A 20118-nucleotide genomic window follows, 5' to 3' on the forward strand; every position below is an offset into this window, starting at 1 on the left:
TACAGGTCATATCACTCTGAAATCAAGGCTGACAAGGCGGTACACCTGCGGTTACTGCGACTTTCGGCGGCTTGTGCGGCCTCGGTCTGCTGTGTATCTTGATCAGCCTTTCGGCCTATTGGCCTGATTCATTTTTTAGATTGGCCCCCGAGGCGAATCCGATGATTTCACTATAAAAAATTTGAGGAGCATGACGATGCGCGTGATTCTGCTGGGAGCTCCCGGGGCCGGTAAAGGTACTCAGGCAAAATTCATCACTGAAAAGTTCGGCATCCCGCAGGTTTCGACAGGCGACATGCTGCGCGCTGCAGTCAAGGCTGAAACCGAGCTGGGCCTTAAGGCCAAAAGCGTTATGGACTCGGGCGGTCTGGTTTCCGATGACCTGATCATCGGCCTGATCAAGGACCGTCTGGCTGAACCGGACTGTGCGAACGGCGTGCTGTTCGATGGTTTCCCGCGCACCATTCCACAGGCCGAAGCCCTGTTGAAAGCCGGTCTGGAAATCGACCATGTACTGGAAATCGCCGTCGATGACGAAGAAATCGTCAAGCGCATGTCCGGCCGCCGGGTTCACGAAGGTTCCGGGCGCATTTACCACACCATCTTCAATCCACCGAAGGTTGAAGGTATCGATGATGTGACTGGTGAGCCGCTGCTGCAGCGCAAGGACGACGTCGAAGAGACCGTGCGTCATCGCCTGTCGGTGTACCACGCCCAGACCAAGCCGCTGGTCGAGTTCTACAGCAAGCTGGAAGCGAAGAACGGCAAGCCCAAGTGCAGCCATATTCCGGGCGTCGGTTCGGTTGAGGACATCACTGCAAAAGTACTGGAAGCTCTTAAGTAAGGCTCTCGGTCTGAACAATAAATGGCCCGCTTGCGGGCCATTTGTCATTTATACTGCTGCACTTTTTCACATTGACCACGACGGAAACACCGATGACCACCTTGCTGGCCCTGGACACCGCCACTGAAGCCTGCTCGGTCGCTTTGCTGCATGACGGCAAGGTGCTGAGCCACTACGAGGTGATTCCGCGCCTGCACGCCCAGCGGCTGCTGCCCATGATCAAAACCCTGATGGCTGAGGCGGGCATTGCCATGTCGGCGCTGGACGCCATCGCTTTCGGACGCGGGCCTGGTGCATTCACCGGTGTACGTATTGCCATCGGCGTCGTGCAAGGCTTGGCATTCGCCCTGGAACGTCCGGTACTTCCTGTTTCGAACCTCGCCGTACTGGCGCAGCGCGCCTGGCGCGAGCACGGCGTGTCGCAAGTGGCATCGGCCATCGATGCGCGCATGGACGAGGTGTACTGGGGCTGCTATCAGGAGACCGCTGGCGAGATGCGTCTGTTGGGCGACGAAGCTGTGATGGCGCCCGAACTGGCCACGCTGCCTGCGCAGGCCAGCGGTCAATGGTTTGGTGCCGGTACGGGCTGGGGCTACGCAGAGCGTATTCCGGTCAGCCTGGCAGGTCATGATGCAGCCATGCTGCCGCACGCGCAGGATCTGTTGACGCTGGCGACCTTTGCCTGGCACCGCGGCGAAGCCCTGCCTGCAGATGACGCTCAGCCGGTTTACCTGCGTGACAAGGTGGCTACGCCGAAGTCACGTTGACGGCATGGGGGCAGGGTTTGCACAACAGGCTGTAGCGTTTCGGGAAAATGTTTTTCAGTCATAGCCAGCCGGTCAGTATTGTTAAAAATATCAGTTTGCCATCTACCGTTTATCGTCTGAATGGTCTTTAATCTCATTTGGCGATAACAATTTGCAATATATGTGGTCTAGTTATCGTTAAGCAATTTGCGAACTACAAGGCAGTAACGCTAAATTGCCACTATCGACGCCGAGTACATAATCGATGCGCATAGACGGAACCTCATCACGCTCGTACCCCATCAAGCGAAAGCCGCAGAAAACACCTTCGACCGTCGAAGGTTCTTTTGAGGAAGTCGTAGTTGATGCCGAGCTGCCGCCACCCCCGGCGCGCGCTCGCCGTGAGACGGGTGATTCAACGATTGGCAGCACCGCCAACGTACCTGCGCGTCCGCAAGACATCATTTTCCCGCGCTCCATGAGCTCTCGTGTCGCCCATGCGCTGGCCAGTTATATGGCCACTGCCAGTTTTGTCGATTGGGACCTTGAAGTATCGGGGCTCGATCTGCACGTCTGATTGTGTCTCTTCTGCCTTACTACGTCGGTTGTCCGTCATGGAGTGAAAACGCCTGGCGAGATTCGCTGTACCCCGCAGATGCCCGCCCCAATGATTTCCTGAATCTCTACACTCAGGTATTCAACGCTGTCGAAGGCAATACCACGTTCTATGCCCGTCCCGCCGCCACCACGGTGCAGCGTTGGGCAGAAACAATGCCCGACGATTTTCGCTTCACCGCCAAATTCCATAAAGACATCAGCCACAACGGCGATCTTCGTGAGCAGGTGGGCGCCGCTGAAGAGTTTATTCGCCTGCTTGCGCCGCTGGGCGGGCGTATCGCGCCGTTCTGGCTGCAGTTGCCCGCCAGCTTCACGCCGCAGCGTCTGGCCGAGCTGGCCGGCTTTCTCGACGAGCTCAACGTGCCGCTGGCCGTGGAAGTGCGCAATATGGCGTTTTTCATGAAGGGTGAGGAAGAGCGCATGCTCAATCGCCTGTTGCTGGACCGAGGCGTCGAGCGCATCTGCCTCGATTCCCGGGCATTGTTCAGCTGTGTATCGACTGATCCTGCAGTCCTGCACGCCCAATCGAAAAAGCCCAAGGTGCCGCCTCGTCCGGCTGCGCTGACCCTGTTTCCCCAAGTGCGCTTCATCGGCGGTCCGGACCTGGAGGCCAACGATCAGTTTCTGCAGCAGTGGGTGGAAAAGGTTGCCGTGTGGATCGAAGAGGGGCGTACGCCTTATGTGTTTCTGCACACCCCGGACAACATCAGGGCTGCCGAGCAGGCCATGCGCTTTCATCAGCAACTGATGGCGCGATTGCCTGGCTTGCCGGCATTGTTCGAACTGTACCGCGGGCCTCAGGTGGAACAGTTGGGCTTGCTCTGAGGTCTTCCAGGTATGGGCTCATAGAGCCCGACCTTGTGGAGAGCCCGCTTATGGATTCGCAACTGCGCTGTTTTGCCCCTGTTTGTAAACGCTTCATCCGATTCGCATCTGTTGCCCGGTCCAAGGGTTGAGCATGCGCATGCTGCTGGTATTCCTGCTGCTCTGCGCAATGGCTGCGTTTGCAGTCTGGCGTGGCTGGGTCGATGTCCCCGAGCGCTGGAACCCATGGGCGCCGCTGGATGTACGGGCCGAGCCCAACTTTCTGACGGCTTACAAGCTGTCGCGATTGCAGAATGATCCCGCACTGTGCGATCAGGTGCTGAGTTCGTCTGGGTTGCGTTTCAGTCGCCAGGCCGACAGTGATCCTTCTGCTCGTTGCCCTCTGCAAAATACTCTGCGTATTCAGGGGGGCGACGTGGCGCTGAGCAGTAGCTTTCTGGCCAGTTGCCCGTTGGCGGTCGCCTATGCGCTGTTTGATATCCACACATTGCAACCTGCCGCTCAGGCCGTTTTCGGCCAGCGGGTAGCGCGGATCGATCACTTGGGCAGCTTTGCCTGCCGCAACATCTACAACCGCGCCAATGCCCGGCTCAGCCAGCACGCCACGGCCAATGCGCTGGACATGGCAGGTTTTCGCCTGGCAGACGGTCAGCGCATCGGTGTGCTCAAGGATTGGGGCGATGAGGGGGACAAGGGGCGTTTTCTAAGGCTGTTACGTGACGGTGCCTGCAAAAACTTCAGTACGGTGCTCGGGCCGGAGTACAACGCGGCGCATCGCGATCATTTTCACGTCGACATGGGGCGCTGGTCGGTGTGTAAGTAAGCGTTCGGGGCTTATGCCGCCATCCGCAGGTTTTGCAGGATCAGCGGACGTGCCCAGCCGTTCTCGTAGTCGAACTGACGCTGTTGGGCGGCAATGGTCTGCTCATCCAGCGGCTGGGCAGGCTTGTCGGCCAGTTCCCATTCGAATTCGGCAATCGGCAGATGCAGCGGGCGTGGCTGCGGGCCAGGGCCTGGTTTGACGCTATCGTCATAAGGGTTCAGGACGGTAGGGCGCACCCAATGGCTCTCGAATTCCAGATGGCGTTGCTGCTCGATCATTTCAGCCATGCTGAACGGCTCGGCAGGCGGAGGCAGCAGATCAAGGTCGAATTCGGCAATCGGCAGGAACAGCGGCTCTGGAGGCTTGACCTCGGTGTCGGTGACCGGGCAGGTACGTTGCTCGACGATCTTGCTCAGGGTTTTTGCACCAGCGACCGGTTCGCCCGTCTCTACATCCACCTCAACAGCCGTCGGATGCACGGGTACTGAAGGGCTTTCACTGACCTGATCCGCCATCGCCCGGGCAAATGCATCCGACCACAGCTGCGTCACACCACCCAGTGTGCGGCTGTTGCGTACGCTAAAGTCGCCTGAGTGCGACAAATAGCCGATGGATGATTGAACAATCTCTGACATAGCGATCAGTACTGGCCTTGGGTCTGGCAAAATGCCGGATACTTGGTTATCGGCAGATTTTGCCGATCATTAACAATTTTTGAGTGTGTAAGCGCAATGATTGATCAGCAAGCAGGCAGTCGTATCCGGGTCGAAGCCCTGGCCGTTGGCGAACAGGAGCAGGCGGCGCAGTGGGCGCGGCGCCTGGGCCTGCCGTTGAGCGACGCGCACGCTGATTTTGCACTGCAATTGACTGACCACGGGCTGCAATTGCAGCAGTTGGGCGATGATGCACCTGGCGCCGTACGTGTCGATTTTGTCGAGGGCGCGGTGGCTCACCGGCGGCTATTCGGCGGCGGGACCGGGCAGATGATTGCCAAGGCGGTCGGTATTCAGCCGGGCATTCGCCCCAGCGTGCTGGACGCAACGGCAGGTCTTGGCAAGGATGCGTTCGTGCTGGCAAGTCTGGGCTGCGACATGAGCCTGATCGAGCGTCAGCCGATTATCGCTGCATTGCTGGAAGACGGTCTGGCCCGTGGGCGCGGTGATCGTGACGTCGGCTCCATCATTGCCCGGATGCGCCTGTTGACCGGCAACTCGATCGACATCATCCGCGCCTGGACAGGGGAGCCGCCCCAGGTGATCTACCTGGACCCTATGTTCCCGCACCGGGAAAAGACCGCGCTGGTGAAAAAGGAGATGCGTCTGTTCCGGCCTCTGGTCGGTGATGACATGGACGCGCCAGCGTTACTTGAAGCAGCGCTGGCGCTTGCCACCCACCGCGTGGTGGTCAAACGCCCGCGCAAGGCCCCCTGCATCGACGGCCTCAAGCCGGGCTATGCGCTGGACGGCAAATCCAGCCGCTACGACATCTACCCGAAGAAGGCTTTGAAGCCCAAGGCAGCCACAGACGAGAGCGGTGCATAGCGCCTATCGTCGACAGCCCGAGTCAAACGCAGATGCGCCTGTGAATACAGGCGCAAACACCGCACTCAAAGCGCGCCGAAGACCTTCTTCGCCAGGCCCGTAGCGGCGGCAGCAGGGTTGGCGCGAATGCTTTCTTCCTGTTTGGCGATCATTTCGAACAGCCCGTTCAGCGCCTGTTCGGTCACGTAGCCTTCAAGATTTGCACTTTTGCTGTCAAGCGCGCCAAGCGCCGCCGCCTTGCCGGCAAAGGCGTTGTACTTCTGCGCCAGACCGACCTGATCGGTGGACTTCTTGACGATAGGCAGGAACTTGGCGCGGATCTGCTCGCGGCTGGTGCTGCTCAGGTACTGGGTGGCCGAGTCCTTGCCGCCGCCGAGAATGGCCTTGGCGTCGGTTACGCTCATCTTCTTCACCGCATCTACAAGCAGTGCCTGAGCTTGAGGCACGGCGGCTTCGGCGGCCTGGTTCATGCTGGTTTCCAACTGATCGACTTGAGTGCCCATGCCCAGCATTTTCATCTTTTTCGCGATCTGGCCGAGTTTGCCCGGCAGCTCGATACGCACCTCTTCATTTTTGCTGAAACCGCCAGGAACGCCGAGTTGTTTGACGGCGACCTGTGCGCCTTGAGTCAAGGCATCCTTGAGCCCACCGGTCGCGTCTGATTGCGAGAGGTCGCCCAGCGATAGAGCGAAGACGTTGGCTGACAGCAGAAGGCCTGCGCACAGGCCGGCCAGGGTGAACGAAAAACGAGGCATGAGAGCGTCCTTGTTGAAGTGGGTTCTGACCTGAACCAGGATCGATAATGGTGCGGTGCGTGATCAAGCGTATCAGGAAGTCGCGACAGGCACTTGCACCTGTGAGCGATGGACGTCAATCGATGTCGAGGGGGAGGAAGCCTTGTAAAACGACAACGGCGCGCCGAGGCGCACCGTTGAAGGGAGCAATCAGTGCTGAACGGATCAGCCGGCTGTCTGAATGACCTTGATCAGCAGGCCTTTCTGGTCTTCGTGGGTCAGCTCGACCGAATGAACGGTATCGTTGATCCATACCAGCGTGCCGTTGTGTTCGATTCGTGCCGACAGGGCATAGCTGTGGCCCTGCACGGGATAGCGGTCGGCGGCGTAGTTCAGTTCAAACGGCAGCGGCACCTGGTGAGTAATCTCTGTTTCGCTGACATCGATGACATGGGCCGGTGCGTCAGCAAGGCTGATGTCACTCAGGGCGACAATCAGCTTGCAGCCCGTTGGCAACGCAATACGTGGCAGGTAATAAACTTCACCCTGAAGGCGTACTAGGGGTTCGCTGGACATTTCAATTTCCTTATTTGATTAAGTACCAGTCATTGGTACCCACCAAACCCTAGCAGTGGCCAGAGAGCAGAAAACAGCTGTCTAAAAATCCCTGCCAGGTTACGGAAAAACCCTACGTTTTCTCTTGATCGCTTCCCACATCCTGCTCCTCTTCATTGCTGTGCAAGGCCACTTGCCGTATCGAAAGACGGATTTCGGCAGGCAACACTCGCTTGGCCGCACCTTCCGCCAGTTCTCCCAGCATCGGGTGATAGCTCAGCTTGCCGGCACTGTCCTTGCGCAGCACACCCAGGTCCAGCAGGGTCTGGATGAAGTGCCGGAACAGGCTCTTGTCGAAGAACTCCGGCGCATTGAGGCCATGCAGAATCGACAGGCGCTGAGCCATGACCGTGCACAGGTCCTCGAGCTGCTCGGGGCTCAGCGTGTTCTGCCCGCTGTTGAGCAACAAGGCAATCGCCATGTAGAAGCGCTGCAGGGTCTGGGCGATGGCGCGGGACAACAGGGTCAGCAAGACGAACTCGCGTGAACTGGGCTCCGGGCGCACGTAGGCGTCCTTTTTGAAGCGCAACAGACCTTGTTCCACGAACGCAGCCAGCCATTGATCGACCACTTCATCCAGCTCGTTCAGCGGCCAGCGAATGAACAGTTCCGATTGCAGGAACGGGTACAGCGCACGTGTGTAGCGCAGGATCTGTTCGCGGGTCATGCGCGACGAGCTCTGGAAAAAGCTCGCCAGCAGCGAGGGCAGGGCGAAGATGTGCAGGACGTTGTTGCGGTAGTAGGTCATCAACACCGCATTCTGTTCGTTCAGGTACAGAATTTTGCCCAGCGCGTCTTTTTGTTCGGCGAGCAGGTCCATGCCTTTTACGTGCTCGATCAGCGAACGGCCATCACCTTCCGGCAGTGTCGTGTGCGGGGAGTACGGAACGGCGCGTAGCAAGGTCAGGTACAGGTCGAGAACCCGCTCCATGGCCTGATCGTCCAGCGCCAGTCTTTGCGTCGACAATAACGCCACGGCAACCAGGTTCATCGGGTTGACGGCAGCGGCTTCGTTCAGATGCTGGGCCACACGCTCACCCAGGCGGTGCGTGGTCTCGCTCAGCCATTCGGGGCGAAATTGCGGGTCCAGCTGCTGTTCGCGCCAGTCCGGTTGTTCGCCATCGAGAAACTCGGCCAGTTTGATCGGCGCACCGAAGTTCACCGAGACCTGACCGAAACGCTGCTTCAGCGCGCCGATGACTTTGAAGATATCGAAGATCGACTCTTTCTTCTTGGTTGCGCCGCGCAGTTCGCCCAGGTAAGTACGGCCTTCCAGAACACGCTCGTAGCCGATGTACACCGGGATAAAGACGATGGGCATCCGCGAGTTGCGCAGGAAGCTGCGCAGGGTGATGGCGAGCATGCCGGTTTTCGGTTGTAGCATGCGCCCGGTGCGTGAACGGCCGCCTTCGACAAAGTATTCGACCGGAAAGCCCTTGATGAACAGCGTGTGCAGGTACTCGGTGAACACCGCCGTATACAGCGGGTTACCCTTGAACGTGCGGCGCATGAAAAATGCCCCGCCACGTCGCAGCAGGCCGCCGACCACAGGCATATTCAGGTTGATGCCGGCGGCGATGTGCGGCGGCGTGAGGCCGTTGCGAAATAGCAGGTAAGACAGCAGCAGATAATCGATATGGCTTCGGTGGCAAGGCACATAAATGACCTCATGTCCCGGTGCGACTTCCTGAACGCCTTCGATGTGGCTGACCTTGATGCCGTCGTAGATCTTGTTCCAGAACCAGCTGAGCACCACCTCCATGAAACGGATCACCGAATAGGTGTAGTCCGAGGCGATCTCGTTGCCGTAGCTCAGCGCCCGTTCCCGGGCCTTTTCCTGGGTGATGTGTTCACGCTCGGCCTCTTCGATGATCGCCTGCTTGACCAGCGGTTCGTCCAGCAGACCTTTGACCACCGTGCGCCGGTGCGACACGTCCGGGCCGATCACGGCGCTTTTCAGGTTGCGAAAGTGCACGCGCAGCAGACGTTGGGTCATGCGCAGCGTCAGCTCGTAACCTTTGTTTTCACCCACCAGTTCGCGCATGTGAATTGGCGCGGAAAACTGCACGCGGGTCTTGCGGCCCAGAATCAGAATGCTGACCAGACGGCGCAAACGGCCGGTCACCGCCCAGCTGTCGGCAAACAGCAGCTTCCAGGCACTGGATTCGCGGTCAGGTGACTGGCCCCAGAACACGCTGACCGGGATGATCTGCGCGTCTTCGCCGGGGTTCTGGCTGACGGCTGCGACCACACGCTCCAGCGTCGGGGGCGCACCACGCTTGTCCTGGCGACCGAGCCAGTCGGGGGAGGGGGTCAGGTAAAAGAATGCGGCGGGCTCGATCAGGTTGCCAACCGCTACCGACAGAACCGGACGAGGTAGACCGGCTTTACGGCATTCTGTATCGATCACTGCCAAATCGCTGATTGACGGCGATTGCAGTGCATAGAACACCGGGCGACTGCGGTCCAGATTCAGCGTAAAAGACGATTGATTGATGGTTTCCGAGCGAACCCAGAGATACAACAACCGGCGCAGGGTGCCGAACACGAGACGACGGAATGGAGAGCGGGTCATACGGCTTCTGCTGAGTGAGGGGCGGGCGGCTGCCCTGGATGGGCGCCAGTGTGACGTATCCCGAAGCGATCGGCAAAAGCGCCGGTGTGCCCGCTGAACGGATCAAGTCCGAATGACCGCTTGCCGAGCCGGGCTCACCTGACGACGGCACGTATCAGGAACGTCGCGGCGAAAAGTCTTACGCGGTTCGCCAGGTAATCTCTTCCTCACCGTCGGCACTGACGCGTATCCAGCGGTCAGCAGTTTCGTCGCTTTCTTCTTCAACCCAGGTGCCCGGGGCGCAACGTACTTCGACGTTCAAGGCCTTGAATGCGGCGCGTGCGCAGGCGATGTCGTCTTCCCACGGGGTCTGATCGCTGTCCAGATGCAGGCTGTTCCATTTGCCGACTGCTCTGGGCAACCAGGTCACGGCTACAGTGCCCGCTGTGCATTTCCAGGTCTGGCCTTTCTGCTTCCAGTCGCTGCAGGAGCCCAGCGCGTCGCCGAGCCACTGGGCGATTGCCTTGTGATCGACGTCTTCGTCTTTCAGGTAAATCTCGATATCGGGTTGGCGCATGGGGGCCTCTGTTGAATGCTTATTGCAGTACGAAATAATCGTAGCGCATGGAAACGGTGACCTTGAAAGGTCCTGGTTGCTCGATGACCGCTGCCCGACGTTCGGCGCTGGCGCGCCAGCCGTGAGGTGTCATGGCCAGTAGATCGGCGCGGGACTGGCTGTCGATCAGCTTCAGCGTATAGCGCAGGGTTTCGCTGTGTTGCAGCTGCATGCCTTGCGGCACCAGCGACAGGTGCTTGTCGTCGGCGTAATCGCGCACTTCATCATAGAGCCTCTGACGCAGCTCCATCAGATGCTCATTGGTCGGGCCGACCCGCATCAGTCCGCCGCCCGGGGTCAGCAAGCGCTTGGCTTCCTGCCAGTCCAGCGGGCTGAACACACTGGCCAGAAACTGGCAACTGGCATCCGGAAGTGGCACACGGGCCATGCTGGCGACCATCCAGGTCAGCGTCGGGTCACGACGGCAGGCACGCTTGACCGCTTCGCGGGAGATGTCCAGCGCATAGCCATCGGCATGGGGCAAGGCTTCGGCAATCTGCGCGGTGTAATAGCCTTCGCCACAGCCGATGTCCAGCCAGTGCGCGGGGGATCGCTCGGCGGCCAGCTCAGCCAGACGCCGGGCTACCGGAGCGTAATGCCCGGCATTGAGAAAGTCGCGTCGCGCCTCGACCATGGCCTGATTGTCGCCAGGGTCGCGGCTGTTCTTGTGCTGCACCGGCAACAGGTTCAGATAGCCCTGACGGGCTCGGTCGAAGCGATGATTGGCCGGGCACACCACGCCGTTGTCGGCAGTGCTGAGCGGCGCTGAGCAGATCGGGCAGGTCAGCATCAGGCGAGCAACTTGACCAGAGTCTGGTAGTAGATCTCGGTCAGCACATCGAGGTCGCTGGCCAGAATACGTTCGTTGACCTGATGGATCGTTGCGTTGACCGGCCCCAGTTCGACCACTTGGGTGCCGAGGGTGGCGATGAAACGACCATCGGAGGTTCCGCCGCTGGTCGAGGCTTTAGTCTCACGGCCCGTTACGCTTTTGATGCTGGAGGACACGGCGTCCAGCAACGCGCCCGGCTCGGTGAGGAACGGCAGGCCGGACAATGCCCAGTCCACGTGCCAGTCGAGTTCATGCCTGTCGAGGATATCGGCCACGCGCTGTTGCAGGCCTTCGACGGTCGACTCGGTGGAAAAACGGAAGTTGAAGACCGCCACCAGATCGCCGGGGATGACGTTGGTGGCGCCGGTGCCAGCGTTCAGGTTAGAGATCTGGAAGCTGGTTGGCGGGAAGAAATCGTTGCCGTGGTCCCAATGCTCGGCAGCCAGTTCGGCCAAGGCCGGAGCGGCCAGGTGAATCGGGTTCTTCGCCAGATGTGGGTAAGCCACATGGCCCTGCTTGCCGCGCACCGTCAGCGTGGCCCCCAGCGAACCGCGCCGACCGTTCTTGACCACATCGCCGACCAGCGTGGTGCTCGACGGCTCGCCGACGATGCACCAGTCCAGGCGTTCCTTACGTGCTGCGAGGCGCTCGACCACGGCTTTGGTGCCGTGATGCGCCGGGCCTTCTTCGTCGCTGGTGATCAGGAATGCCACCGAGCCCTTGTGATCAGGGTGATCGGCGACAAAGCGTTCGGCCGCCACCAGCATGGCCGCCAGACTGCCTTTCATGTCTGCCGCGCCACGTCCGCAAAGCATGCCGTGCTCGTCGATCAACGCATCGAACGGGTCGTTCTGCCAATTCTGCAGCGGCCCGGTCGGAACCACGTCGGTATGACCGGCGAAACACAGTACCGGGCCGTCGGTGGTGCCGTGGGTGGCCCAGAAGTTGTCGACGTCTTCGATGCGCATCGGCTCCAGCTTGAAGCCGGCATCGCCCAGGCGCTGCATCATCACGGTCTGGCAATCGGCATCGACCGGCGTCACTGACGGACGGCGGATCAGATCGCAGGCGAGTTGGAGGGTGGGCGAGAGGTCGGCTGGGGCCGTCATGTACAGAACTCCGGTAGCAAGACTTTGGGCGCGAAAAGGCGGATATCTTAAAGCAAAACGACGACCTGAGGCCGTCGTTTATCGCGCCCGGTGGATATGTCAGGCAGTGGATGTGGCGGGGCGGGTTGCGCGAGCGGACAGGACGGCCATGGCTATGGCTGCCAGATAAGGGACTGATTGTGCGAAAAGCATGGTTATCCAGAATCCCAGGTCTGGATCGATGGTGTCTTTTCGGATGCAGAGAAGTATGATCGCAGCCCACCAAAGCAATATCATGCACACATCTTCTGCGGCTTCCCGTACGGCTTGGCCGAACCGGGTGTGTGCAGTCTGCTTGGGCGTGCGAAAAAACGGCAATCCTGACGTGAACAATGCTGACAGCACGGCTTTGCCTATGACGGAATAGAGCGCCGTGCTCGCCAGCATCGCTGCCAGTGCGTCTTTGATGTCTGTATTGGCCAGCCGCTGGTAGAGGGCAAACGCCTTGAATATTCCCAAAACGAACATCAGCAATAATGAGGCCGAAAACAACCAGGGCACCGGTTCAAGCAGGTCGGGCTCAACGATCATTGCCATCGACCACAGCAGCACGGCCAGTGCCAGGAAGTAATTGACGCCGCCTGCCATCCACGGCACCCACCCGGCGATAAAGTAATAACGCTGGACAGGCGTCAACGCGGTACCGGTTCCCGCCAGCAAACTTCCTGCATGCCGCTTGAATATCTGCATGGCACCATAGGTCCAGCGGTAGCGCTGTTTTTTAAAGTCCATGAAAGTGTCGGGCATCAACCCTTTGCCGTAACTGATGGCGGCATAGCCGGTAGAAAAGCCGTGCTCCAGTATTCTCAATCCCAGTTCAGCATCCTCGCAGATACACCATTCTGCCCAGCGCAGCCGCTGCAGTACGGATTTGCGAATCAGGGTCATGGTGCCGTGCTGAATGATTGCGTCGTGGTCGTTGCGGATCACCATGCCGATATTGAAGAAAACGCGATACTCGGCCTCGCAATAACGTTTGAACAGACTCTCGTCCCCGTCACGATAATCCTGAGGTACCTGAATGACGGCTATGTCCGGGTCCGCAAAGTGCGACACCATATGTTTGAGCCAGTGCCGATGCACGCAATAGTCGGCGTCGATGGCTGCGACTATTCCGGCGTCCTCGGCCGTGTATTCCAGCAGGTAATTCAGGGCGCCGGCCTTGAAGCCGCTTAGCCGATTGACGTGAAAGAACCGGAAGCGAGCTCCCAGCTGTCGACAGTACGCCTGGACGGGTTTCCAGATGTTCGGGTCTTGAGTGTTGTTATCGATTACCAGCACTTCAAAATCCGGATAATCCAGTTTTTGCAATGCGTCGAGAGTCAGCTTCACCATGTCCGGAGGTTCGTTGTAGCAGGGTACATGTATGGAAACCTTGGGCCACGGGCCTGGATAGGCACGTATTGGCGGAAAGGATCGCGGATTTTCCGCTCCCCAGAACGACTCCAGAAACTCGTAACCCTGTGTGACCACGACGATCATTAGGCAGGTGGCCCATGCCAGAGCAATGGGCAGGGCTATCCATGCGGATAACGGCTGCGCGTAACTCATGCCGACCCAGACCAGCACGGCGTACGCCACGGCGCACATTACCGCTGTTGTTCGCCAGGCGTCAGGCTGCAAACCGGCGATTATTCTCGGAATTTCCGACTGCCAACTGGCGCGTGTTTTCACAGGACCCTTCAGTTGCAGCTTCATGTTGCGCTGTGCATCAAACAGGCCCCAGTGCGGCCCTGGCAAACCTTGCGAGGTCTTCCACGGCTGATCGAACGCTTCCATGACAAAGTAGTCGTGGCCGTGCTGTTCGAGCAGAGAGAGCTGATGACGCAGATAAATCGACTGTTCTGCACGATACGTTGTTATGCGCCTTCTGAAGTTGCCTTTGCCGGGCCAGCCAACTTCGGAAATGAACAGGGGTTTGTCGGGAAACATCAGCTTCAGTTCGTCAGCCCGCGCAAGTACTCGTGCGCTTGCTTCGGTCACCGGCACAGCCTCTTTGAACGGCAGTATATGAGCCGCTATGAAGTCTGCATGTTCGGCCAGTTCAGGCGTCTCGTGCCATTGCTTCCATCCTTCCGAGGTCGACACCGGAACTTCGACATAGCGTCGTGCAGTGTTCATATAGGCAATCAGTTGATCGACGGTCACATCGTTGCGCAGCAGTGCTTCATGTCCGATGAGTAAGCGCTGGACGCTGGAGAATCGATTGGCCAGGTCTACGCCGGTCAGCAAGTCCCGGTCATTATGTTTCTCGTCCCAAGTGATCCATACGCCGAGTGTGACGCTCATGCCCAATGCCTCGGCGATCTCGGGAATACAGGCCAGCGTACCCTCCACTGAATAGGTTCTTATGTGTCGAGTCAAAGGCCGGATCAGCAGCAGGTCTTCGGTAATTTGCTCGCGAGTCGGATAGAGGTGCGTGTACGGACTCTGCCCAGGACGAAAAGGGCTGTATGAGACCCCCGGGATATTTTCAGGCCAGTCCGGAACCTCGCTGGCCATTGTTGTTAATGAACGGGCTGGCCATATGTTCCCCTTGGATAGATTGTCATCCATGTCTGCAATGTGCTCCATGCTTGTTGCACCGGTGCCGCGAGTTCCCTTCGCGTTGGTTAACCTTAGTCGCCCTCGCTCATTGCCGTTTGCAATGCTTAGACTCTTTTCCTCGGGCGTTTCCAAAAACGGAATGGCGTTTAAGCAGTCAGCGTTGATCGCGTTCTAACATCATTATTTTTTACTTCCCTTGAATCTCTGGGTCAGCTCGTCAACGGATAAGGACCTTGCCTGCCGGGAACAAGTCAGGTGTCTTGTCGTCGACAAACCCCTATAATGCGCGCCGGTTTTTGAGGTATTGGTCATGAGCGCAGAAGATCCACGTTTCGCTGGCATCGCCCGTCTTTATGGCGTCGAGGGGCTGGCACGCCTGCGCGCGGCTCATGTGGCCGTGGTCGGTATCGGCGGCGTGGGCTCCTGGGCTGCGGAAGCGATGGCGCGCAGTGGCGTGGGTGAGATTTCGCTGTTCGACATGGACGATGTCTGTGTCAGTAACAGCAACCGCCAGTTGCATGCACTGGACAGCACGGTCGGTCGGCCGAAGGTCGAGGTAATGGCTGAGCGTATCCGCGCGATCAACCCCGATTGCATCGTGCACGCGGTGTCTGATTTCGTGACCCGCGACACCATGGCCGAGTGCATTACCCCGGACATGGATTTCGTGATCGATTGCATCGACAGCGTCAACGCCAAGGCTGCGCTGATTTCATGGTGCAAACGACGCAAGATTCAGATGGTCACCACCGGGGGCGCCGGCGGGCAGATCGATCCGACCCTGATTCAGATCGCCGACCTCAACCGCACCTTCAATGACCCGCTGGCCTCCAAAGTGCGTTCGACCCTGCGTCGGGATTATGGCTTTTCACGCACGCCTAACCGTCACTACAGCGTGCCTTGCGTGTTTTCTACTGAACAACTGCGCTACCCCAAGCCGGATGGCAGCATTTGTCTGGAAAAGAAATTCGTCGGCGAGGGCGTAAAGCTCGATTGCGCCGGTGGTTTCGGTGCAGTGATGATGGTGACCGCAACCTTTGGCATGGTTGCCGCCACCCGAGCGGTGGACAAACTGGTGGCGGGCACGCGACGGCCTTCGGAGCGGGTCAAGCCAGCGGCTGCGACGCCCGATCAGGCTTGAGTCAGCTGGCGCATCTTCTGCAGTACGGCATTCAGGCCGTTGCTGCGCGAGGGTGAGAGCTGGCGGGCGAGGCCCAACTGATGGAACCAGTCAGGTAAATCCACGGCTGCCAGCTCCCGTTCCGACAGGCCGTTGACACGCGCCAGTAGCAGCGCCACCAGGCCGCGAATCAGTCGCGCGTCGCTGCCGGCCCGAAACAGCCAGGCGTCGTCGCTGACTTCGCCGGTCAGCCAGACCTTGCTTTCACAACCGTGTACCAGATTGTCGTCGGTTCTTTCTTCGTCACTCAGTGGCGCAAGTTGATCACCCCATTGCATCAGCAGGCGTGCGCGCTGTTCCCAGCCTTGCGGCCGGGAAAAACTGTCGAGCGCAGTTTGCGCTAAGGGCGGCAGGCTCATCGAAGCAGCTCCAGTGCCTGATCCAGTGCGCTGAAGAACTGCAGCAGATCGTCCGAATCGTTGTACAGCGCCAGTGACACTCGAATCGCGCCGGGCAGGCCAAGGGTCTTGAACAGCGGCATCGCGCAGTGATGGCCGGCGCGTACGGCAATGCCCTGCTCGGTCAGCAGGTGGGCCACATCAGCATTGTGAACGCCATCGACGACGAAGCTGACCAGTGCCAGATCCGGTGAGCCCAGAACTTGAATGCCGTCCCGCTGCTGCAGGCCCTCGAGCAGGCGACGGTGCAGTCTGGCTTCATGTTCTGCAACCGCCTGATGGTCGAGACTGTCCAGGTAACTCAGGGTAGCGCCCAGACCGATCACACTGGCAATGGGCGGGGTGCCCGCCTCGAAACCCAGTGGTGCCGGACGAAATTTCGCGTGCTGATAATCGGCTGTCAGCACCATCTCGCCGCCGAACTGCCAATGCGCGAGGCTGGGCAGCGCCTCGTTGCGTCCGTAGAGCACGCCGAGTCCTTCCGGGCCATACAGTTTGTGGCTGGAAAACACATAAAAATCGCAGCCCAGCGCCTGCACATCATGGCGTCCGTGCACCACGCCCTGCGAGCCGTCCACGACGGTGAGTGCGCCTTGGTTCTTGGCCAGGGCGATGAGGCGGGCAAGGGGTTGCCAGGTGCCGAGCACGTTGGAGAGCTGGGTGACTGCGAGCAGGCGTGTGCGCGGTCCGATCAGGCTGGCTGCCGCGTCGCAGTCGATCACGCCGTCGATGTCCAGCGGCAGGACCACCAGTTTCAGGCCCCGACGCTGAACCAGTTGCTGCCATGGCAGCAGATTGGCGTGATGTTCCAGCGCGCTGATGGCGATCTCGTCGCCCGCCGCGAATTCATGTTCCAGCCCGTAGGCCAGCAGGTTCAGCGCAGACGTTGCGCCGTGGGTGAAGATGATCTGGCCGTTCTCGCCGGCATTCAGCCAGCGGGCGGCCTTGCCACGGCTGGCCTCGAACGCTTGAGTGGCGTGTGCGCCGGGCAGATGCTGGGCGCGATGCACATTGGCGGCACCGTTGGCGTAGTAATGAGTCAGGGCGTCGAGGAGTGCCTGAGGCTTTTGCGTCGTGGCGGCGTTGTCCAGATAGGTCTGGCCTTGCCGTTGCAGCGCAGCGATGGCGGGGAAGTCGCCGCGCCAGGGAGAGAAGAGGGGCATTGTTCGTCCAGCGTGTGGAGGCGGGTTCAAGGCCGTCAGCCTTGAACCCGCACACAGCATCAGTTATGAGCGTGCAGTGCTTCGTTCAACTCGACGGCCGACTTGTGGGTTTTGCATTCCACTGCGCCGGTCTGAGAGTTGCGACGGAACAGCAGGTCGGTCTGACCCGCCAGCTCGCGGGCCTTGACGATCTTGACCAGCTCATTGTTTTCGTCGAGCAGCGCGACCTTGGTACCCGCGGTCACGTACAGACCCGATTCCACGGTGTTGCGATCACCCAGCGGGATGCCAATGCCGGCGTTGGCGCCGATCAGGCAGCCTTCACCGACCTTGATGATGATGTTGCCACCGCCGGACAGCGTACCCATGGTCGAGCAGCCGCCGCCCAGATCCGAGCCCTTGCCGACGAATACGCCAGCGGAAACGCGGCCTTCGATCATGCCCGGGCCTTCGGTACCGCCATTGAAGTTGACGAAGCCTTCGTGCATGACGGTCGTGCCTTCACCGATATAGGCGCCCAGACGCACGCGAGCGCTGTCAGCGATACGAACGCCGCTCGGCACAACGTAATCGGTCATCTTCGGGAATTTGTCGACCGAGAATACTTCCAGCAGCTCGCCCTTGAGGCGTGCTTCGAGCTGACGCTCGGCCAGTTCGACCAGGTCGACCGCGCCCTGGCTGGTCCAGGCCACGTTTGGCAGCAGAGGGAAGATACCTGCCAGGTTAAGACCGTGCGGCTTGACCAGACGGTGTGAAAGCAGATGCAGCTTGAGGTACGCCTCGGGAGTCGACGTCAGTGTGGCGTCGTCAGCCAGCAGGGTCGCGACCAGCGGCTTCTGGCTTTCGGCCAGACGAGTCAGCAGTGCGGCCTGAGTCGCGTCCACGGATTTGGCCGCTTCGGCCAGCTTGTAGGCCAGGTCGACATTGAAGGTGATTGCCTGGTTGCCGCCGGTGTAACCCAGAACCGGTGCGATAGCCGCGACCAGTTCCGCAGAAGGATTGATCAGAGGCTGAGCATAAAATACTTCAAGCCATGCGCCTTGACGATTTTGGGTGCCGACGCCGAAGGCCAGGCTGAACAGGGTGGTGGACATGTAAATACCTCGTGGCTTTATCAAGGGGCTTTCAGTAGCGCTCTGGCTTACTGTAAAGCCGCTGCATACAGGTCAGGCTTGAAGCCGATCAGGGTTTTATCGCCCAGATCGAGCACTGGACGCTTGATCATGGACGGCTGCGCGAGCATCAGTTCTATGGCTTTCGCCTGGTCGAGATCGGCCTTTTGTCCGTCTTCGAGCTTGCGAAAGGTCGTGCCTGCGCGGTTCAGCACAACCTGCCATCCGTGTTCATTGCACCACTGCTCGAGGTGCTCACGGTCGATGCCCTGGGTCTTGTAGTCGTGAAATTCGTAGCTCGCCGAATGCTCGTCGAGCCAGGTACGAGCCTTCTTCATCGTGTCGCAGGCTTTGATGCCAAATAGAGTGTAAGTCATTGTTTAAGGTGGGGTGGCTGATCTTGCTCGATACTCCCCACGTCCTCTCCTCGCAATTTAGCCGGCTATTATGCCACGTCAGTCCGTTCAGTGTTGTGACAGCGCCAGTACGGTGGCTGAACGAAAATTAGATAATAAGGCTAACCATCATTAAGAAAACTTCACCCGCTCACGCTTGAGTCGCTGGCTGCTGCGCGCAATTATTACCCGTCATTTGAAGTTTGGGTGCGTTATGTCTGAGCAAGAGAAGAAGCGTCAGGAAGCGCTTGTACGGCAACGTTATTACAGGGAGCGTCAGCGTGCCGAGGGATTCAAGCAGAGTACCCTCTGGATTCACGGTGAAGCTGAAGCCCAGGGCCGCCTGGCTGCCCGCGAAGGAAAGCCGTTGCTGCCCATGCAGTCCCATGATCCGGTCAGTTGGGCGGTCGGCTGGGTGGCGGAAAAGCTGCGAACCCGAGAGTAGTCAGCACTTTTTTCGGGCGGTCACGCCACACGTTGGAAACGTATGGCGCTGTTGAGTGCCGCATGATCAGCACGTGCCCCGACGCTTTCCGTCAGGGTGTTTCAAATTTCGAGTTGCCACGGTCCGGGTAGATAGCGCCCATCACGGCGATGTCATTGCTGCTGAGCGTCTTGCCCACATTGATGATCTCGAATTCGCCGAGGGTCAGGCCGTTGGGGATATCGAAATGCATGACCGAGTCACGGTCGTAAGGCGAGTGGTGGAAGTCGGCGGCCTCGTACCTGTCGAAAAAATTGCTATTGATCTCTTCTTCACTCAATCCGGTTTGCGAAAGCAGTGAGCGCACCAGCGGTTCGTTCCAGGGGATGTTTGCCTGCGGATGCTGATGCTCGTGAACCGCACCGAGCGCGTGTCCGAATTCATGCAGCACGATGCGCGTCAGGTCCGGCATGGGTTTCAGATCCGCCGTGTACAGCTCTTTGAGGTTGAACTCCATGGTCGACTCGTCAGGCTCGGCCAGCAGGGTATCGGTGCCTATGGCGCTCCAGTTCAGGTGTTCATTGAAGCCGATTCTGATATCGCTCGCCCCGTCCGTAACGAACTCGAATTTCAGATTTATATGAGGCAGCCATTTGCTTGCCGCTTCTACGATGGGAGCTGTGAGGGTGGCTGGAGGGTTCTTGAGGAAAAGAACTTTCAGGGTTCGCCCGCGAGCCCAGTATTTGCTGAACGAAACCAGCAGGCGCGCCTGGTGCCTTGACTGGCCGGTGTTGTTGCCGGTTTCCGATTGGTAAGCAGGGGTGGTTTCCGCGTTAGCGGGGTTTTCGCGAATCGCCGCTTCATACGAAGCCTGGTGATTTCCAGCGCTGCGCATGCAGCAGGATGCGGGCAGTTTTACGCCTTTGGGAGCAGTGGATACGGGCATGGGATTGGCCTTCATGGTCGTTCGCTTCCTGTCCGGAAGCATGAAAAATGAAGGTTG

The 20118-nt window shown here is 59.2% G+C and carries 21 protein-coding genes; 8 read left to right on the forward strand and 13 right to left on the reverse strand.

Annotated elements, in window-relative coordinates; all coding sequences use genetic code 11:
• Positions 1 to 196 precede the first annotated feature (196 nt).
• The 5 genes from adk (at position 197) to V476_RS18325 (ending at position 3856) form a co-directional block, all read left to right on the forward strand.
• Complete coding sequence (gene adk, locus V476_RS18305; RefSeq protein ID WP_003314266.1) at positions 197 to 844, forward strand: adenylate kinase; 648 nt, start codon at positions 197 to 199, stop codon at positions 842 to 844.
• 92 nt (positions 845 to 936) lie between these two features.
• Positions 937 to 1611 (forward strand): tRNA (adenosine(37)-N6)-threonylcarbamoyltransferase complex dimerization subunit type 1 TsaB, encoded by a 675-nt coding sequence (gene tsaB, locus V476_RS18310; protein WP_024960271.1) that lies wholly within the window; start codon positions 937 to 939, stop codon positions 1609 to 1611.
• A gap of 244 nt (positions 1612 to 1855) precedes the next feature.
• Complete coding sequence (locus tag V476_RS18315; protein WP_003314268.1) at positions 1856 to 2167, forward strand: hypothetical protein; 312 nt, start codon at positions 1856 to 1858, stop codon at positions 2165 to 2167.
• A gap of 2 nt (positions 2168 to 2169) precedes the next feature.
• Positions 2170 to 3033 (forward strand): DUF72 domain-containing protein, encoded by an 864-nt coding sequence (locus tag V476_RS18320; RefSeq protein WP_024960270.1) that lies wholly within the window; start codon positions 2170 to 2172, stop codon positions 3031 to 3033.
• A 133-nt stretch (positions 3034 to 3166) separates the two neighbouring features.
• The gene (locus tag V476_RS18325; RefSeq protein ID WP_024960269.1) at positions 3167 to 3856 is read left to right on the forward strand and encodes an extensin-like domain-containing protein; all 690 of its coding nucleotides are present in this window, start codon (positions 3167 to 3169) and stop codon (positions 3854 to 3856) included.
• A gap of 11 nt (positions 3857 to 3867) precedes the next feature.
• Here the strand turns inward: V476_RS18325 and V476_RS18330 are convergent, their stop codons facing one another.
• A complete protein-coding gene (locus V476_RS18330) occupies positions 3868 to 4491 on the reverse strand; it encodes a hypothetical protein (RefSeq protein ID WP_010416207.1) in 624 nt (207 codons plus the stop codon).
• A 96-nt stretch (positions 4492 to 4587) separates the two neighbouring features.
• Here V476_RS18330 and V476_RS18335 point away from each other — a divergent pair, with 96 nt between their 5' ends.
• A complete protein-coding gene (locus V476_RS18335) occupies positions 4588 to 5397 on the forward strand; it encodes a class I SAM-dependent methyltransferase (RefSeq protein WP_024960268.1) in 810 nt (269 codons plus the stop codon).
• A gap of 65 nt (positions 5398 to 5462) precedes the next feature.
• On the opposite strand, the gene V476_RS18340 is transcribed toward V476_RS18335, so the two are convergent.
• From V476_RS18340 to V476_RS18370, 7 genes are all read right to left on the reverse strand, one after another.
• Positions 5463 to 6152, reverse strand: coding sequence for a DUF4197 domain-containing protein (locus tag V476_RS18340; protein WP_004418704.1), 690 nt, complete (start codon positions 6150 to 6152; stop codon positions 5463 to 5465).
• A 204-nt stretch (positions 6153 to 6356) separates the two neighbouring features.
• A complete protein-coding gene (locus tag V476_RS18345) occupies positions 6357 to 6707 on the reverse strand; it encodes a YbaY family lipoprotein (protein ID WP_024960267.1) in 351 nt (116 codons plus the stop codon).
• A gap of 112 nt (positions 6708 to 6819) precedes the next feature.
• Entirely contained in the window at positions 6820 to 9321 is a 2502-nt protein-coding gene (gene plsB / locus V476_RS18350; protein ID WP_003391119.1) for a glycerol-3-phosphate 1-O-acyltransferase PlsB, read from the reverse strand.
• Positions 9322 to 9499: 178 nt separating this feature from the next.
• A complete protein-coding gene (locus V476_RS18355) occupies positions 9500 to 9877 on the reverse strand; it encodes a hypothetical protein (RefSeq protein ID WP_003306646.1) in 378 nt (125 codons plus the stop codon).
• Positions 9878 to 9896: 19 nt separating this feature from the next.
• Positions 9897 to 10706: a putative RNA methyltransferase gene (locus V476_RS18360; protein WP_024960266.1), complete on the reverse strand. Its 810-nt coding sequence runs from the start codon at positions 10704 to 10706 to the stop codon at positions 9897 to 9899.
• The gene (dapE, locus tag V476_RS18365; protein ID WP_003339604.1) at positions 10706 to 11857 is read right to left on the reverse strand and encodes a succinyl-diaminopimelate desuccinylase; all 1152 of its coding nucleotides are present in this window, start codon (positions 11855 to 11857) and stop codon (positions 10706 to 10708) included. The genes V476_RS18360 and dapE overlap by 1 nt, the downstream gene beginning before the upstream one ends.
• Positions 11858 to 11956: 99 nt before the next feature.
• On the reverse strand, positions 11957 to 14470 hold the full coding sequence (locus V476_RS18370; RefSeq protein WP_024960265.1) for a glycosyltransferase: 2514 nt from the start codon (positions 14468 to 14470) through the stop codon (positions 11957 to 11959).
• 283 nt (positions 14471 to 14753) lie between these two features.
• Here V476_RS18370 and tcdA point away from each other — a divergent pair, with 283 nt between their 5' ends.
• Positions 14754 to 15584 (forward strand): tRNA cyclic N6-threonylcarbamoyladenosine(37) synthase TcdA, encoded by an 831-nt coding sequence (gene tcdA, locus V476_RS18375; RefSeq protein WP_003339603.1) that lies wholly within the window; start codon positions 14754 to 14756, stop codon positions 15582 to 15584.
• On the opposite strand, the gene V476_RS18380 is transcribed toward tcdA, so the two are convergent.
• Genes V476_RS18380 through V476_RS18395 form a run of 4 tightly spaced genes read right to left on the reverse strand, consistent with a single transcriptional unit; the run spans position 15575 to position 18673 of the window.
• Positions 15575 to 15982, reverse strand: coding sequence for a SufE family protein (locus tag V476_RS18380; RefSeq protein WP_003314282.1), 408 nt, complete (start codon positions 15980 to 15982; stop codon positions 15575 to 15577). The two genes, tcdA and V476_RS18380, sit on opposite strands and share 10 nt — an antisense overlap.
• Positions 15979 to 17184, reverse strand: a complete 1206-nt coding sequence (locus V476_RS18385) for an aminotransferase class V-fold PLP-dependent enzyme (RefSeq protein WP_024960264.1) — start codon at positions 17182 to 17184, stop codon at positions 15979 to 15981. Before V476_RS18385 ends, V476_RS18380 begins: the two co-directional genes overlap by 4 nt.
• Before the next feature lie 59 nt (positions 17185 to 17243).
• Entirely contained in the window at positions 17244 to 18278 is a 1035-nt protein-coding gene (gene dapD / locus V476_RS18390; RefSeq protein ID WP_024960263.1) for a 2,3,4,5-tetrahydropyridine-2,6-dicarboxylate N-succinyltransferase, read from the reverse strand.
• A 47-nt stretch (positions 18279 to 18325) separates the two neighbouring features.
• Entirely contained in the window at positions 18326 to 18673 is a 348-nt protein-coding gene (locus tag V476_RS18395; RefSeq protein WP_003314287.1) for an ArsC family reductase, read from the reverse strand.
• Positions 18674 to 18905: 232 nt separating this feature from the next.
• Here V476_RS18395 and V476_RS28480 point away from each other — a divergent pair, with 232 nt between their 5' ends.
• Complete coding sequence (locus tag V476_RS28480; RefSeq protein WP_003314288.1) at positions 18906 to 19136, forward strand: hypothetical protein; 231 nt, start codon at positions 18906 to 18908, stop codon at positions 19134 to 19136.
• A 91-nt stretch (positions 19137 to 19227) separates the two neighbouring features.
• Here V476_RS28480 and V476_RS18405 read toward each other — a convergent pair whose 3' ends face one another.
• Entirely contained in the window at positions 19228 to 20076 is an 849-nt protein-coding gene (locus V476_RS18405; RefSeq protein WP_024960262.1) for a matrixin family metalloprotease, read from the reverse strand.
• Positions 20077 to 20118: the final 42 nt, after the last annotated feature.

Source organism: Pseudomonas syringae KCTC 12500 (assembly GCF_000507185.2).
GTDB lineage: Bacteria > Pseudomonadota > Gammaproteobacteria > Pseudomonadales > Pseudomonadaceae > Aquipseudomonas > Aquipseudomonas syringae.

What these genes read in the sequence shown, in the direction of transcription:
- adk (WP_003314266.1), top strand. Translation starts at nt 197, where the DNA reads ATGCGCGTGATTCTGCTGGGAGCTCCCGGGGCCGGTAAAGGTACTCAG.
- tsaB (WP_024960271.1), top strand. Translation starts at nt 937, where the DNA reads ATGACCACCTTGCTGGCCCTGGACACCGCCACTGAAGCCTGCTCGGTC.
- V476_RS18315 (WP_003314268.1), top strand. Translation starts at nt 1,856, where the DNA reads ATGCGCATAGACGGAACCTCATCACGCTCGTACCCCATCAAGCGAAAG.
- V476_RS18325 (WP_024960269.1), top strand. Translation starts at nt 3,167, where the DNA reads ATGCGCATGCTGCTGGTATTCCTGCTGCTCTGCGCAATGGCTGCGTTT.
- V476_RS18330 (WP_010416207.1), bottom strand. Translation starts at nt 4,491, where the DNA reads ATGTCAGAGATTGTTCAATCATCCATCGGCTATTTGTCGCACTCAGGC.
- V476_RS18335 (WP_024960268.1), top strand. Translation starts at nt 4,588, where the DNA reads ATGATTGATCAGCAAGCAGGCAGTCGTATCCGGGTCGAAGCCCTGGCC.
- V476_RS18340 (WP_004418704.1), bottom strand. Translation starts at nt 6,152, where the DNA reads ATGCCTCGTTTTTCGTTCACCCTGGCCGGCCTGTGCGCAGGCCTTCTG.
- V476_RS18345 (WP_024960267.1), bottom strand. Translation starts at nt 6,707, where the DNA reads ATGTCCAGCGAACCCCTAGTACGCCTTCAGGGTGAAGTTTATTACCTG.
- plsB (WP_003391119.1), bottom strand. Translation starts at nt 9,321, where the DNA reads ATGACCCGCTCTCCATTCCGTCGTCTCGTGTTCGGCACCCTGCGCCGG.
- V476_RS18355 (WP_003306646.1), bottom strand. Translation starts at nt 9,877, where the DNA reads ATGCGCCAACCCGATATCGAGATTTACCTGAAAGACGAAGACGTCGAT.
- V476_RS18360 (WP_024960266.1), bottom strand. Translation starts at nt 10,706, where the DNA reads ATGCTGACCTGCCCGATCTGCTCAGCGCCGCTCAGCACTGCCGACAAC.
- dapE (WP_003339604.1), bottom strand. Translation starts at nt 11,857, where the DNA reads ATGACGGCCCCAGCCGACCTCTCGCCCACCCTCCAACTCGCCTGCGAT.
- V476_RS18370 (WP_024960265.1), bottom strand. Translation starts at nt 14,470, where the DNA reads ATGGAGCACATTGCAGACATGGATGACAATCTATCCAAGGGGAACATA.
- tcdA (WP_003339603.1), top strand. Translation starts at nt 14,754, where the DNA reads ATGAGCGCAGAAGATCCACGTTTCGCTGGCATCGCCCGTCTTTATGGC.
- V476_RS18380 (WP_003314282.1), bottom strand. Translation starts at nt 15,982, where the DNA reads ATGAGCCTGCCGCCCTTAGCGCAAACTGCGCTCGACAGTTTTTCCCGG.
- V476_RS18385 (WP_024960264.1), bottom strand. Translation starts at nt 17,184, where the DNA reads ATGCCCCTCTTCTCTCCCTGGCGCGGCGACTTCCCCGCCATCGCTGCG.
- dapD (WP_024960263.1), bottom strand. Translation starts at nt 18,278, where the DNA reads ATGTCCACCACCCTGTTCAGCCTGGCCTTCGGCGTCGGCACCCAAAAT.
- V476_RS18395 (WP_003314287.1), bottom strand. Translation starts at nt 18,673, where the DNA reads ATGACTTACACTCTATTTGGCATCAAAGCCTGCGACACGATGAAGAAG.
- V476_RS28480 (WP_003314288.1), top strand. Translation starts at nt 18,906, where the DNA reads ATGTCTGAGCAAGAGAAGAAGCGTCAGGAAGCGCTTGTACGGCAACGT.
- V476_RS18405 (WP_024960262.1), bottom strand. Translation starts at nt 20,076, where the DNA reads ATGAAGGCCAATCCCATGCCCGTATCCACTGCTCCCAAAGGCGTAAAA.